Here is a 14,775-nt window from a genome sequence, read left to right on the forward strand (position 1 = left end):
AACGTTAGCAGGATTGCTAAACGAGAACGGGATAACAGTCTGCATTATAAGCGTATTTTTTTTGTTTTAGCCATTTGCGCTTGTACAAGTCCTGTTATTTAATGTAGGAAAACATAAACCGTCCGTAAGTGTCGGATGCTGATAGGAAATTGGCTGTGCTAGGGCTCTTCAAGAAAAAAGCGAATACGCTGCTGGGCATCGACATCAGCTCCACCACCGTGAAGCTGCTCGAACTCAGCCGCTCCGGTGGCCGCTACAAGGTCGAGGCCTACGCGGTCGAACCTCTCCCTCCCGCTTCGGTAGTGGAGAAGAACATTGTCGAACTCGAAGGCGTCGGACAGGCGCTGGAGAAGGTTCTGGCGCGATCGAAATCGTCGCTCAGGCAGGCCGCAGTGGCGGTAGCCGGATCCGCGGTGATCACCAAGGTGATCGAGATGGATGCCGGGCTTGATCCTGACGAGATGGAAGAACAGATCAAGATCGAAGCCGACCAGTACATCCCCTACCCGCTGGACGAGGTTGCCATAGACTTCGAAGTCCAGGGCGTTTCCCCCCGAAATCCCGCCAGAGAAGAAGTGTTGCTCGCTGCCTGTCGCCGTGAAAACGTCGATATCCGCGAAGCCGCACTGGCACTTGCCGGTCTGACCGCCAAGATTGTCGAGGTCGAGGCTTACGCGATGGAGCGTGCCTGCGAGCTTGTTATCGGGCAGTTGGATGCGGGCAACGATGACCTGACCATCGCGGTGATCGACATCGGTGCAACCATGATGACCCTGAGTGTGCTCAGTGGTGGTCGCACCATTTATACCCGCGAGCAGCTGTTTGGCGGCAAGCAACTGACGGATGAGATTCAGCGCCGTTACGGCTTGTCCCAGGACGAGGCCGGGCTGGCCAAGAAGCAGGGCGGTCTTCCCGACGATTACGAAGTCGAGGTGCTGGGTCCCTTCAAGGATGCAGTGGTGCAGCAGGTATCTCGATCGCTGCAGTTCTTCTTTGCCGGCGGGCAATACAACGACGTCGACTACATCTTGCTCGCCGGTGGTACCGCTTCGATTCCAGGGCTGGATCAGTTGGTACAGCAGAAAATTGGTACCACCACTCTGGTTGCCAACCCCTTTGCAAACATGACCCTGTCAAACAAGGTTGATGCGGTTGCCCTGAGCAATGACGCGCCCGCCCTGATGATTGCGTGTGGTCTGGCAATGAGGAGTTTTGACTGATGGCTCGCATTAACCTGTTGCCTTGGCGCGAGCAGCTGAGGGAAGAGCGAAAAAAGGAATTTCTGACCATTCTGGCACTGGTTGTCCTGTTTGCAGGGGCGCTGGTGTTTTTGGCTGACCGCTACGTCAATGGGCAGATCGAGAATCAGAACGCACGCAATGCCTTTATCAAGAGCGAAATTGCCCAGCTTGAGCGGCGTATCAAGGAAATCGAACAGTTGCAGGCGCGTCGCGCCCAGTTGCTGGATCGGATGAAGATTATTCAGGATCTGCAGGGCAAACGGCCCATCATTGTTCGTGTCTTTGATGAGTTGGCGCGTACGCTGCCCGATGGAGTCCATTTCACCGATGTTGGAATGAAGGGCAGTGCCATTTCCATCAAGGGTGGGGCAGAGTCCAACAGCCGAGTGTCCAATCTGATGCGTCAGCTGGATGCGTCTGACTGGCTGACCGCTCCGAATCTGACTGCCGTCAAGGCGGTTACCTCGGGTGCTCTGGATCAGGCCAACGTGTTTGAGTTGACCGTAAAACAAACCGAGCCCAGAGTCGGTGCCGCTGAGGGAGAGCAGCAGCAATGAGTTTCGCTCAATCCATGGAAAGTCTGAAGAAGATCGATTTAAACGATCTTGACTTCAACAATATTGGCTCCTGGCCGGGAGCGCTCAAGGTCATCGTCTGCGTGCTGGTGTTCATCGCGCTGCTGGCGGCGGGCTACCAGTTCCATCTGAAGGATCTGAGAGTAGGGCTGGAGCGTGTTCAGGCTCAGGAAGTGGCTCTGCGCAAGGAGTTCGAGGACAAGTCGTTCCGCGCCGCGAACCTTGAAGCCTATAAGGAGCAACTGGCTGAAATCGAGGAGCGCTTCAGCGGTCTCCTCAAGCAGCTGCCCAAGGACAGCGAAGTTCCCGGTTTGCTCGAAGACATTACCCAGATGGGGCTGAACAGCGGCCTGGAGTTCGAGTCGATCACCCTGCGTCCCGAGCAGGCCAAGCAGTTCTATGTTGAACTGCCGATCAATATCGTGGTTCGTGGCAGCTACCATGATCTGGCGACCTTCGTCAGCGGTGTTGCCGGCCTGCCGCGGATCGTGACGCTCGGTGACTTCACTATCAAACCGGTCAGCGGGAACAACCCTGATTTGCTGGCGATGAATATCGTCGCGAAAACCTACCGCTACAATGATGCCGGAGGTCAGCAATGAACTTGACCTGGCGAATGACCGGATTGACGCTGCTGGCGGCGTTTTCGCTCAGTGGCTGTGGCAGTAACGATTTTTCCGATCTGCAGAAATTCATGGACGATGTGCGCGCGCGTCCTGCGGGCAAGATCGAGCCGTTGCCACGCTTTGAACCCTATGAGGCCTTCACCTACAGCGCAGCGTCCCTGCGCAGCCCCTTCCAGCCGCCGATCAAGATTGATCTGTCGCAGCGGCAAAAAGGGTCTCAGGACATCAAGCCTGACGAAAACCGCGTCAAGCAGTTCCTTGAAGGGTTCAACATCGAGAGTTTCCAGATGGTCGGTACCATCAGTAACGCCGAGGGAATGCAGGCGCTCATCTCGGGTGCCGGCAGTGTGCATCGGGTCAGAATTGGCGATTACCTCGGGCGTAATCATGGACGTGTCACCGGGATCGAAGAAAATCGCGTTGATGTAGTTGAAATCGTGCCGGACGGAGAAGGCGGGTGGTTGGAGCGACCGCGCACCCTCAGCCTTGCTGAGCGCGGGTAGGACAACCAGGGAGAGAAAACATGAACTGCAAACAGTCACGCGTGGAACGCAAGCAAATGTCTCTGACCAGAATTTTTCCGCTCGCAGCAGTAATGTCACTGCTGAGTCCGTTGGCCCTTGCGGCTGATCTGCAACGTATGGATGTCGCTTCTCTGCCGGGGGATCGGGTAGAGCTCAAACTGAGCTTCGACGAGCCTGTCACCGGCTCGCCGAAGGGTTACACCATCGACCAGCCGGCGCGGATCGCGCTGGACCTGCCAGGCGTCAAGAACAAGCTTGGTGAGCGCAGCCGCGAACTCGGTCTGGGTAATGCCCGGAGCGTGACCGTCGTTGAGGCCGGTGACCGTACCCGCCTGATCATCAATTTGACCAGCCTGGCGCCCTACACCACCCGCGCCGAAGGCAATGACCTGTACGTGATGGTTGGTGCAACGGCAGCGGCAGCGCCGGCAACCACGGCCGCCGCCACTCCGGTGGCCACCAACAATAACTGGCGCACGGACAACGAGCCGGCGGTATCCAGTCCGGTCGTCAGTGGTCGCGCTATCACCAGCCTGGACTTTCAGCGTGGCAGTGACGGCTCCGGTAATGTCGTCATTGACTTGAGTGATCCGACTATCCGGGTCGACGTGGAGGAGCAGGGCGGTCGCGTCAAGCTCAACTTCCCAAATACCCGCCTGCCTGACGAGCTGCGTGTTCAGCTGGACGTCAAGGACTTCGCCACGCCGGTGAACTTCGTTAATGCCAGTGGCAGCGGCGACAATGCGTCTATCGTGATTGAGCCGACCGGCTATTACGAGCATCTGGTGTATCAGGCTGACAATCGCCTGACCGTCAGCTTCAAGCCGCTGACCCGTGCCGAGGTGGAGCAGCGTCGTGCTGATGCGTTCACCTATACCGGTGAGAAGCTGTCGCTGAACTTCCAGGATATCGAAGTGCGCTCGGTGCTGCAGTTGATTGCCGACTTCACCGACCTGAACCTGGTAGCCAGCGATACCGTTCAGGGCAGCATCACGCTGCGCCTGCAGAACGTGCCATGGGATCAGGCGCTGGATCTGGTGCTCAAGACCAAAGGTCTGGATAAGCGTCAGGTGGGTAATGTGTTGCTGGTAGCGCCGGCAGACGAGATCGCTGCACGCGAGCGTCAGGAGCTGGAGGCGCAGAAGCAGATTGCCGAGCTGGCACCGCTGCGTCGCGAGCTGATTCAGGTCAATTACGCCAAGGCGGCGGATATTGCCAAGCTGTTTGCCTCAGTGACGGCAGCTGACGCCGACTCTCAAAGGGGGTCGCTGACGGTTGATGAGCGTACCAACAGCATCATCGCGCTGGAAACCCAGCAAAAGCTGGACGAGCTGCGCCGCATCGTGACTCAGCTGGACATTCCGGTTCGTCAGGTCATGATCGAAGCCCGGATTGTTGAGGCCAACGTCGGCTTCGACAAGGCGCTGGGCGTGCGCTGGGGTGGCGCGTTCAATCTGGGTGGCAACTTCTCCGCTTTCGGTAAGGACGGCCAGACCGACATCGTTGACGCGCCGGACTTTCTGCCCCCGGATACTACCTCTGGTGGCTATTACGGTGTACCGGAGCGCCCGGCAAACTCGCCGTTCGTCGATATGGGCGTAGTGGGCTCCACCTCGGGGATCGGCATCGGCTTTATTACCGACAACACCATTCTGGATCTGCAACTGTCCGCGATGGAGAGCACCGGTAACGGTGAGGTGATTTCCCAGCCGAAAGTGGTGACCTCCGACAAGGAAACGGCAAAGATCCTGAAAGGTTCGGAAATTCCGTATCAGCAAGCCAGCTCCAGCGGTGCAACCACGACGTCCTTTGCCGATGCAGTGCTGTCGCTGGAAGTGACCCCCCAGATCACTCCGGACAACCAGGTGATCATGGAAGTTATCGTGACCAAGGATGAGCCGGACTTCTCCAACCAGGTGAATGGGGTGCCGAGCATTCGCAAGAATGAGGTCAATGCCAATATCCTGGTTGCCGACGGTGAAACTATCGTGATCGGTGGCGTATTCCAGAGCGAGACCTCCAGTGCTCAGGAAAAGGTACCTTTCCTTGGTGATCTGCCGTTGCTCGGTCGGATGTTCCGTCGTGACGTAACGGCAGAGAGCAAGACCGAGCTGCTGATTTTCCTGACGCCGCGGATCATCAACAACGGTGCCATCACGCTGGCCAGGTAATCTTCTTGCGTAACGTCTTTCTGATAGGCCCGATGGGTGCTGGAAAAAGCACCATCGGGCGTTTGCTTGCCAAAGAGCTCAAATACCCCTTCAAGGACTCCGATCGAGAGATCGAGGTGCGCACTGGTGCCGATATCCCCTGGATCTTCGATGTTGAGGGCGAGGAGGGGTTTCGCCAGCGTGAGGAGGCGATGATTGCCGAGCTGGTCCATGAGGACGGAATCGTGCTGGCGACCGGCGGTGGCGTTGTCATGCGCCCGGCCAATCGTGCTGCGCTTAAATCCGGTGGTCTGGTCGTCTACCTGTGCACCAGTGTCGAGCAGCAGCTGCAACGGACGGCCAAGGATCGTCAGCGCCCTCTGCTGCAAACCGCCGATCCCGAGGCGGTGCTGCGTGACCTGATGGCCAAGCGAGATCCGCTCTATCGGGAAATTGCCGATCTGATCATCGAAACGGATCAACGCGGCCCCAAGGTGGTTGTTAACGCCATTCTGGCCAAGCTGCAGGAAGCCTGAGTTTTACAGCTTTTGCTTCTCCTCCCTCCCGTATCGCAGCTTCCCGCGACTGTTGTATCCTGTGCCAGCTGAATGGGGAGTGCATTGATGCAGGTTCTGAATGTCGATCTAGGTGATCGCAGTTATCCAATTTATATCGGCTCGGGTCTGATGGCCCAGGCTGAGATGTTCGCTCGTCATATCGGCGGTCGGCAGGTGTGCATCGTCACCGATGATACCGTCGCGCCGCTATATCTTGAGTCTCTGCAGCAGGTGCTCAGTGACTACAAGGTAACCTCGGTGGTCTTGCCGACGGGTGAGGCCTACAAGAACTGGGCAACACTGCAGCAGATTTTCGATGCCCTGCTGGCGGAGCGCCATGATCGCCGAACAACGCTCATTGCCCTTGGTGGTGGTGTAATTGGTGACATGACGGGCTTCGCTGCGTCTGCCTACCAGCGCGGTGTCGATTTCATTCAGGTGCCTACCACCCTGTTGTCGCAGGTTGACTCTTCTGTGGGCGGCAAGACCGGCATCAATCATCCGGCAGGCAAGAATATGATCGGCGCCTTCTATCAGCCCAAGGCGGTGATTATCGACACTGACAGCCTCAAGACCCTGCCGGGTCGTGAGGTCAGCGCCGGGCTGGCGGAGATAATCAAGTACGGCCTGATCAGGGATGAAGCCTTTCTTGGCTGGCTGGAACGGAACATGGTCGGCTTGCGTCAACTCGATACGACGCTGGTGACCGAGGCGATCATGCGCTCCTGTGCTATCAAGGCCGAGGTTGTTGCTGCTGACGAGCGCGAAGGCGGTGTGCGCGCGATTCTCAATCTGGGTCATACCTTCGGCCACGCCATTGAGGCACACCAGGGCTACGGCAGCTGGCTGCACGGAGAGGCCGTGGGCGCCGGAATGGTCATGGCGCTTGACCTGTCGGAGCGGCTTGGCTGGATCTCGGATGTTGATCGAAAGCGTGGCGAATCCGTCATCGCCGCAGCTGGATTGCCGGTTCGTGCGCCTGCCGGTATGCGGGCGTCCGACTTTGAGCGCCTGATGGCAGTGGATAAAAAGGTTCTCGACGGTCAGCTGCGCCTGGTGCTGCTGCGCCGGATTGGCGACGCTGAAGTGACGGCCGATTATGATGTCTTGGCGCTTCGTGAATGCCTGCAGGACAGTGAACAATGAGTAATGGTTTTGATGAGGTTTTCAGTGCGGTGAGTCAGCCGGACGAGTTGCTGGAGCATTACCAGCTCAGTCACGATCCCTTTGCCGCGCGGGCTCCCGGCTTCAAGTTCTTTACGCCGAAAAGAAAGCCGGTTCTCGCCGAGTTGCACCATCTCGCTCGTTATGGCCACAAGGTGCTGGTGGTAGCGGGGCCGCAGGGTGCCGGCAAGACGTTGTTGCGCCAGGCGCTGGTTGCCAGCAGTAACAAGGATACCGTTCAGTGTGTTGTATTGTCTGCGCGTGAGCACGCGTCTGAGGCGGCCCTGCTGGCCCAGCTTTGTCAGGCGCTCAATACCGAACAGCGCGATGTGGCCAGTCTGCTGCAAAAGGCGCAGCAAAGCGAGCTGGTAGGCATTCAGCTCTATCTGGTCATTGATGATGCCGAACTGCTTGAGTCGTCGGCCATCAGCATGTTGTGTGAAATCGCTGAAGCCGGCAGCTTTGCACCGCGGGTATTCCTGTTTGCCGATAGCGAATCGGTGGGGCGTTTTGCTTCTGCCGCTGCGGGTGAGGAGGCTGGCAATGTTCATGTTGTCAGTCTGGCCGCGCTGGATGTTAACGAAACCCGCGACTATCTCGCCCAGCGCCTGGAAGGCGCCGGTCAGGGAATCGAGCTGCTCAGCGACGAGCAGATTGAGGAGATTCACCGGCTCAGCGGCGGCTGGCCCGGCGGGATCAATCTGGCAGGACGTCAGGTTATGCTTCGGGCGATGCAGCAGGCGCCACTGGCAGCGCGCACTTCAAGCTCAGGCGGTATACCCTTCAAGGCGCTGGCAGCGCTTGGCCTGATTGGGCTGGGTGTTGCCGTGGCCTGGTACATGGGGGATCGAGCCCCGGTTGAGCCGGAGCGCACGGTGCTGCAGTTGCCGGAGCCGGTCATTGAGGCGCAAATTGAGGCACCTGAGCCGATTGCGCCGCCGGTACCGGTCTCGTCTTCTGCTCAGAAAAACGGTGGTAATCAAATGGCGCCGTCAACCGCTGGCCTGGTTGATGCGCCGGTGCTGGTAGAGGGCGATGAGTCTGTCCCGGTTCGTGCGCCCGAATTGGAGGTTGCGCAATCCGATTCCTCGACACAGCCTGTTCCAGCTCCAGCTCCAGCTCCAGCTCCAGCTCCAGCTCCAGCTCCAGCTCCAGCTCCAGCTCCAGCTCCAGCTCCAGCTCCAGCTCCAGCTCCAGCTCCAGCTCCAGCTGCAGCCCCGACGCCAGCCCCGACGCCAGCCCCGACGCCAGCGCCTGCTCCCGTTACGGCGCCGGTTGTTGCGTCCGCTGCGTCATCGGTTACGCATGACGCGCAGTGGTACCGTCAGCGCGCGGGTTCCGAGTACGTGGTTCAGTTGCTGGGTACGCGCTCAGAGGCGGCGGCCCGCAGTTTTATCGGTAAGCACGCCGGCGTCTCTGATCTGGGCTATTTCGAGACGACGCATCAGGGTGCTGCCTGGTTTGTGGTCACGCAGGGCATTTATCCTTCCCGCCAGGCTGCCCAGGCCGGAATTGCCGAGCTGCCTGCTGTTCTGCGCGACAGCAAGCCCTGGCCGCGCAGCATTGGGGACATTCAGGGCGGTTTGCGCTGAGCCTGAGCCCGTCGGTGCAAGGCTGACGGGTGCGCCTCGACCTGTGGCAGTGTCGGTAAAGCGCCTTCGGGCGCTTGGCAGGGGTGGCAAAAGTTTCCTATTTACGACATTTGGATACGCCCAAGCGGCATTTTTTGCCCAAAAAAAATTGTGGGCGCTGATGCCGCTGTGTACAATTACTCCCCTTTTGTCCGGCGCAGGGCCAGATTTCTCTGTGATCTGGAGTCTAACGCGCCCGAATTTACTAGCTTTTTGAGAGAGTGCCTATGAAAGCAGGTCTATACCAGCCTGATCAGTTCAAGGATAACTGTGGCTTTGGTTTGATTGCCCACATGGAAGGCCAGCCCAGTCATCACCTGCTGCAGACGGCAATTGAAGCGCTGACGTGCATGACCCACCGCGGCGGCATTAACGCCGACGGCAAGACCGGCGATGGTTGCGGCCTGCTCATTCAGAAGCCGGACCGTTTTCTGCGCGAGGTTGCCCGCGAGACGCTGGCGGTCGAACTGCCCGACCAGTACGCCGTGGGCATGGTGTTCATGGGTGCCGACGAGGCTGCCAGCACCGCTGCCAAACAGGCTTTTGCCGACGCCTTGAGTGATCAGGGACTGACCGGTCTGGGCTGGCGCGAAGTGCCGGTCGATCCGTCGGTTCTCGGCCCGCTGGCCCTGAGCAGCATGCCGCGTATTGAGCAAGTGTTCGTATCAGGCGAGGGCCTGGACGAGCAGCAATTTGCCGTCAAGTTGTTCTACGTGCGCCGCAAGGCCGAAATCGCCATGCAGGCCGACAGCAACTTCTATGTCTGCAGCCTGTCGCACAAGGTCGTGTCCTACAAGGGCCTGATGATGCCGGCCGATCTGGACAAGTTCTATCCGGATCTGGGCGATGCCCGAATGGAAACCGCGATCAGCGTGTTCCACCAGCGCTTCTCAACCAATACCCTGCCGAAGTGGCCGCTGGCGCAGCCGTTCCGTCTGGTTGCCCACAATGGTGAAATCAACACCATCACCGCCAACCGTAACTGGGCCCAGGCGCGCCGTAACAAGTTCACCAACGATCTGATGCCCGATCTGGACAGCCTGGCCCCGCTGGTCAACACCACCGGTTCCGACTCCTCCAGCATGGACAACATGCTGGAGCTGCTGATCTGCGGCGGCATGGATCTGTTCCGCGCCATCCGCATGGTCGTGCCGCCGGCGTGGCAAAACGTGGAGACCATGGATGCCGATCTGCGGGCGTTCTACGAATACAACTCCATGCATATGGAAGCCTGGGACGGCCCGGCCGGTATTGTACTGACCGAAGGTCGCTACGCGGTCTGTCTGCTCGACCGCAACGGTCTGCGCCCGGCGCGTTATGTCATCACCAAGAACGGCTATATCACCCTGGCCTCGGAAATCGGCGTGTGGGACTACCAGCCCGAAGACGTCGTCAGTAAGGGCCGTGTTGGTCCGGGTCAGATTCTGGCTGTCGACACTCAGACTGGCGAAGTGCTGCACACCGATGATGTGGCTAATCGTCTGAAGTCCCGTCATCCGTACCGCAAGTGGCTGAAGGAGAACGCGCTGCGTATCCAGGCTACGCTGGATGATCGCGACCACGGCTCCGATTTCCTGTCGGCCGAGCGTCTCAAGCAGTACATGAAGATGTTCCAGGTCACCTTCGAAGAGCGTGACCAGGTGCTGCGCCCGCTGGCCGAGAACGGTCAGGAAGCGGTCGGCTCCATGGGCGACGACACGCCGATGGCGGTGCTGTCCGGTCGCGTGCGTTCGGTCTATGACTACTTCCGTCAGCAGTTCGCCCAGGTGACCAATCCGGCGATCGACCCGCTGCGTGAAGCCATCGTCATGTCGCTTGAAACCTGCCTGGGTGCCGAGCGCAACGTCTTTGAAGAGACTGCCGATCACGCCAATCGCGCGATTCTCAGCTCGCCGGTGATCTCTCCGGCCAAGTGGCGCACCATCATGAATCTGGACGAGCGTCCCGGTTTCGCGCGCCACGTCATTGACCTCAACGTCGCTGAAGGCACGCCGCTTGGCGAGGCCGTGCGCGATATCGCCGCCCAGGCCGAGGCCGCCGTGCGTGAAGGCAAGACGCTGATCGTGCTGAGCGACCGGGCTATCGAGCAGGGCAAGCTGCCGGTCCACGCGGCGCTGGCTGTCGGTGCTGTGCATCACCACCTGACCGCTACCGGTCTGCGTTGCGAGTGCAACATCCTGGTTGAAACCGCGACCACCCGTGATCCGCATCACTACGCGGTGCTGATTGGCTTCGGTGCGACCGCAGTCTACCCGTACCTGGCGTATGAAGTGCTGGGTGACCTGATCCGTACCGGCGAAGTCATTGGCGACCTGTACGAAACCTTCAAGTACTACCGCAAGGGTATTTCCAAGGGCCTGCTGAAGATCCTGTCGAAGATGGGTATCTCCACCATCGCGTCCTATCGTGGTGCCCAGCTGTTTGAAGCTGTGGGCCTGGCCGACGAAGTCGTTGATGTCTGCTTCAAGGGTGTTGCCAGCCGCATTCAGGGTGCCCGCTTCCAGGACCTGCAGGCCGAGCAGGTGCTGCTGGCCAAGGAAGCCTGGAACCCGCGCAAGGCGATCCAGCAGGGTGGTCTGCTCAAGTTCGTGTTTGGTGGCGAATACCATGCCTACAACCCGGACGTGGTCCGCGCGCTGCAGGATGCGGTGCAGGGCGACAGCTACGACAAGTATCAGGAATACGCTGCGCTGGTGAACAGCCGCCCGGTTGCGGCGCTGCGTGATCTGCTCAAGGTGCGCGACGACCAGCAGGCGATTGCCCTGGATGACGTCGAGCCGCTGGAGTCGATCTTCAAGCGCTTTGACTCTGCCGGTATCTCGCTGGGGGCACTGTCTCCCGAGGCGCACGAGGCGATCGCCGAGGCGATGAACCGTCTGGGCGCGCGTTCCAACTCCGGTGAGGGTGGCGAAGATCCGGCCCGTTACGGTACCGAGCGTACCTCCAAGATCAAGCAGATCGCCTCCGGTCGCTTCGGTGTGACCCCGGAATACCTGGTCAACGCCGAGGTGCTGCAGATCAAGGTTGCCCAGGGTGCCAAGCCCGGTGAGGGTGGCCAGTTGCCGGGTGGCAAGGTCAACGAGCTGATTGCCCGTCTGCGTTATGCAGTCCCGGGTGTGACGCTGATTTCACCGCCGCCACACCACGACATCTACTCGATTGAAGATCTGTCGCAGCTGATCTTTGACCTCAAGCAGGTCAACCCGCAGGCGCTGGTGTCGGTCAAACTGGTATCCGAGCCGGGCGTGGGTACCATCGCCGCCGGTGTGGCCAAGGCCTACGCTGACCTGATCACCATCTCCGGGTACGACGGTGGTACCGGCGCCTCGCCGCTGACCTCCATCCGTTATGCCGGCTCGCCCTGGGAGCTGGGCCTGTCCGAAGCCCATCAGACCCTGCGCGGCAATGATCTGCGGGGCAAGGTCCGGGTACAGACCGACGGTGGTCTGAAAACCGGTCTGGACGTGATCAAGGCGGCGATCCTCGGTGCCGAGAGCTTTGGTTTCGGTACCGCACCGATGATCGCGTTGGGCTGCAAATACCTGCGTATCTGCCACCTGAACAACTGCGCGACCGGTGTTGCGACCCAGAACCAGCACCTGCGTGACAACCACTACATCGGTACCGTGCAGATGGTGATGAACTTCTTCACCTACGTCGCCATGGAAACCCGTGAGTGGCTGGCCAAGCTGGGTGTGCGCAGTCTGCAGGACCTGATCGGCCGTACCGATCTGCTGGAAATCCTGCCCGGCACGACCGCCAAGCAGCAAAACCTGGATCTTGAACCGTTGCTGTTCAGCAAGGACGTTCCGGCCGACAAGCCGCAGTTCTGCGAGTCGCCGCGTAACCCGCCGTTCGACAAGGGCCTGACTGCCGAGAAGATGGTCGAGATGGCGCGTGCCGCCATCGACGGTCGTACCGGTGGCGAGTTCGAGCTGTCGCTGACCAACTGTGACCGTTCCATCGGTGCCCGTGTGTCCGGCGAGATCGCCAAGGTACACGGCAACCAGGGCATGGCCAGCGCACCGATCACCTTCCGCATGAAGGGCACGGCCGGTCAGAGCTTCGGCGTCTGGAACGCCGGTGGTTTGCACATGTATCTGGAAGGCGATGCCAACGACTACGTCGGCAAGGGCATGACCGGCGGCAAGCTGACCATTGTACCGCCCAAGGGCAGCCCGTTCCGCTCCGAGCAGACCTCGATCATCGGCAACACCTGCCTGTACGGTGCCACCGGTGGCAGGCTGTTCGCAGCCGGCGTGGCCGGCGAGCGCTTCGCGGTGCGTAACTCCGGTGCGCACGCGGTCATCGAAGGCGCTGGCGACCACTGCTGTGAGTACATGACCGGCGGTATGGTCTGCGTACTCGGCAGTACCGGCCACAATTTCGGTGCCGGTATGACCGGTGGCTTTGCCTATGTGCTGGATATGGACAATACCTTCTTCGACAAGCTCAATCATGAGCTGGTCGAGTTGCACCGCATCAGCAACGAGGCGATGGAGATGTACCGCAGCCACCTGACCCAGGTGCTGACCGAGTACGTCACCGAAACCGGCAGTGCATGGGGTGCCGAGGTGCTGGACAACCTGGACGACTACATCCGCCGCTTCTGGCTGGTCAAACCGAAGGCCGCAAGTCTGCGGGCCCTGCTGACCAGCACGCGAGCGAACCCACAATAAAGCCGCCGCAGGCAGGCTGCCGCGCACCGAGCGCCCCAGCCTGCCGCTGGCCCTGATGAGTCTTGCAGTGGTGTGATGAAGCCGCCGCTGCAGTTTAGAGGTTGAGATATGGCAGACCGTTTGAACAACGACTTCCAGTTTATCGATGTAGGTCGTGAAGATCCCAAGAAGCGCCCGCTGCGCGTGCGCAAGACCCAGTTCGTCGAGATTCACGAGCAGTTCAAGCCGGAAGCGGCGTCCGACCAGGCGCACCGCTGCCTCGGTTGTGGCAACCCCTACTGTGAGTGGAAGTGCCCGGTACACAACTTTATTCCGAACTGGCTGAAGCTGGTCTCCGAGGGCAACATCCTCGAAGCCGCCGAGCTGTCGCACCAGACCAACACCCTGCCGGAAGTCTGCGGCCGCGTGTGCCCGCAGGACCGTCTGTGTGAAGGCGCCTGCACCCTGAACGACGGTTTTGGCGCGGTCACCATCGGCTCGGTCGAGAAGTACATTACCGATACCGCCTTCGCCATGGGCTGGCGCCCGGACATGTCCGGCGTCGTGCCGACGGGCAAGCGCGTTGCCATCATCGGTGCCGGCCCGGCCGGTCTGGGTTGCGCCGACGTACTGGCGCGTGCCGGTGTCAGCCCGGTGGTATTCGACCGTTACCCGGAAATCGGTGGCCTGCTGACCTTCGGTATCCCCGAGTTCAAACTCGAGAAGAGCGTGCTGTCACGCCGCCGCGAAGTATTCGAAGGCATGGGTATCGAGTTCCGCCTGAACACCGAGATCGGCAAGGACGTCATGATCGACGACCTGCTGGCCGAGTACGATGCGGTCTTTATGGGCATGGGTACCTACACCTACATGAAGGGCGGCTTCCCGGGTGAAGATCTGCCTGGTGTATACGACGCTCTGGACTTCCTGATCGCCAACGTCAACCGCAACCTCGGGTTCGAGAAGTCCGCTGACGACTTTATCGATATGAAGGGCAAGAAGGTTGTTGTGCTCGGCGGTGGTGATACCGCAATGGACTGTAACCGCACGTCCATTCGCCAGGGTGCGACCGCAGTGACCTGCGCCTACCGCCGTGACGAAGCCAACATGCCGGGCTCGCGCAAGGAAGTGAAGAACGCCAAGGACGAGGGCGTGAAGTTCCTGTTCAACCGTCAGCCTATCGCCATCGTTGGTGAAGACAAGGTTGAAGGCGTCAAGGTGGTTGAAACCCGCCTGGGTGAGCCGGACGCCCGCGGTCGCCGCAGTCCCGAGCCGATTCCGGGTTCCGAAGAAGTGCTGCCGGCCGATGCCGTGGTCATCGCCTTCGGTTTCCGTCCGAGCCCGGCCGACTGGTTTGCTGACAAGAACGTCGAGACTGACAGCCAGGGTCGCGTGATTGCGCCCGAGCAAGGTCAGTACAAGTTCCAGACCAGCAACCCGAAGATCTTTGCCGGTGGCGACATGGTGCGCGGCTCCGATCTGGTGGTGACCGCGATCTTCGAAGGTCGCCAGGCTGCCGAGGGTATCCTCGACTTCCTCGGCGTGTGACAACCGGTCACACATACAGGGGCGCCTTCGGGCGCCCTTGTTGTTTCTGGCCCTGATCTTTCCCGCCAATTGCCGCTACAATGGCCGCTGACTTTTTCGAC

Annotated in this window: 10 protein-coding genes; all 10 read left to right on the plus strand. The window is 59.9% G+C overall.

Annotated elements, in window-relative coordinates:
- Positions 1-155 precede the first annotated feature (155 nt).
- The 10 genes from AC13EY_RS05385 (at position 156) to AC13EY_RS05430 (ending at position 14,674) form a co-directional block, all read left to right on the plus strand.
- Entirely contained in the window at positions 156-1,220 is a 1,065-nt protein-coding gene (locus AC13EY_RS05385) for a pilus assembly protein PilM (RefSeq protein WP_228245562.1), read from the plus strand.
- Positions 1,220-1,798 (plus strand): PilN domain-containing protein, encoded by a 579-nt coding sequence (locus AC13EY_RS05390; protein ID WP_482876570.1) that lies wholly within the window; start codon positions 1,220-1,222, stop codon positions 1,796-1,798. The genes AC13EY_RS05385 and AC13EY_RS05390 overlap by 1 nt, the downstream gene beginning before the upstream one ends.
- Positions 1,795-2,418, plus strand: coding sequence for a type IV pilus inner membrane component PilO (locus AC13EY_RS05395; protein WP_088277117.1), 624 nt, complete (start codon positions 1,795-1,797; stop codon positions 2,416-2,418). The genes AC13EY_RS05390 and AC13EY_RS05395 overlap by 4 nt, the downstream gene beginning before the upstream one ends.
- Positions 2,419-2,432: 14 nt before the next feature.
- The gene (gene pilP, locus AC13EY_RS05400) at positions 2,433-2,945 is read left to right on the plus strand and encodes a type 4a pilus biogenesis lipoprotein PilP (RefSeq protein ID WP_228245571.1); all 513 of its coding nucleotides are present in this window, start codon (positions 2,433-2,435) and stop codon (positions 2,943-2,945) included.
- 56 nt (positions 2,946-3,001) lie between these two features.
- Positions 3,002-5,137, plus strand: a complete 2,136-nt coding sequence (locus tag AC13EY_RS05405; RefSeq protein ID WP_228245560.1) for a type IV pilus secretin PilQ — start codon at positions 3,002-3,004, stop codon at positions 5,135-5,137.
- 5 nt (positions 5,138-5,142) lie between these two features.
- Positions 5,143-5,652, plus strand: coding sequence for a shikimate kinase AroK (gene aroK, locus AC13EY_RS05410; RefSeq protein ID WP_228245559.1), 510 nt, complete (start codon positions 5,143-5,145; stop codon positions 5,650-5,652).
- 87 nt (positions 5,653-5,739) lie between these two features.
- Entirely contained in the window at positions 5,740-6,819 is a 1,080-nt protein-coding gene (aroB, locus tag AC13EY_RS05415) for a 3-dehydroquinate synthase (protein WP_228245558.1), read from the plus strand.
- Positions 6,816-8,429, plus strand: coding sequence for an AAA family ATPase (locus AC13EY_RS05420; protein ID WP_482876573.1), 1,614 nt, complete (start codon positions 6,816-6,818; stop codon positions 8,427-8,429). The genes aroB and AC13EY_RS05420 overlap by 4 nt, the downstream gene beginning before the upstream one ends.
- 266 nt (positions 8,430-8,695) lie before the next feature.
- Positions 8,696-13,147, plus strand: coding sequence for a glutamate synthase large subunit (gltB, locus tag AC13EY_RS05425; RefSeq protein WP_228245556.1), 4,452 nt, complete (start codon positions 8,696-8,698; stop codon positions 13,145-13,147).
- 108 nt (positions 13,148-13,255) lie between these two features.
- Positions 13,256-14,674, plus strand: a complete 1,419-nt coding sequence (locus tag AC13EY_RS05430; RefSeq protein WP_088277105.1) for an FAD-dependent oxidoreductase — start codon at positions 13,256-13,258, stop codon at positions 14,672-14,674.
- Positions 14,675-14,775: the final 101 nt, after the last annotated feature.

This window comes from Halopseudomonas sp. L-58, from assembly GCF_056859475.1.

Bases quoted from the DNA above. Each gene is read 5' to 3' on its own strand.
- AC13EY_RS05390 (WP_482876570.1), top strand. From the start codon at position 1,220: ATGGCTCGCATTAACCTGTTGCCTTGGCGCGAGCAGCTGAGGGAAGAG.
- AC13EY_RS05395 (WP_088277117.1), top strand. From the start codon at position 1,795: ATGAGTTTCGCTCAATCCATGGAAAGTCTGAAGAAGATCGATTTAAAC.
- pilP (WP_228245571.1), top strand. From the start codon at position 2,433: ATGACCGGATTGACGCTGCTGGCGGCGTTTTCGCTCAGTGGCTGTGGC.
- AC13EY_RS05405 (WP_228245560.1), top strand. From the start codon at position 3,002: ATGTCTCTGACCAGAATTTTTCCGCTCGCAGCAGTAATGTCACTGCTG.
- aroB (WP_228245558.1), top strand. From the start codon at position 5,740: ATGCAGGTTCTGAATGTCGATCTAGGTGATCGCAGTTATCCAATTTAT.
- AC13EY_RS05420 (WP_482876573.1), top strand. From the start codon at position 6,816: ATGAGTAATGGTTTTGATGAGGTTTTCAGTGCGGTGAGTCAGCCGGAC.
- gltB (WP_228245556.1), top strand. From the start codon at position 8,696: ATGAAAGCAGGTCTATACCAGCCTGATCAGTTCAAGGATAACTGTGGC.
- AC13EY_RS05430 (WP_088277105.1), top strand. From the start codon at position 13,256: ATGGCAGACCGTTTGAACAACGACTTCCAGTTTATCGATGTAGGTCGT.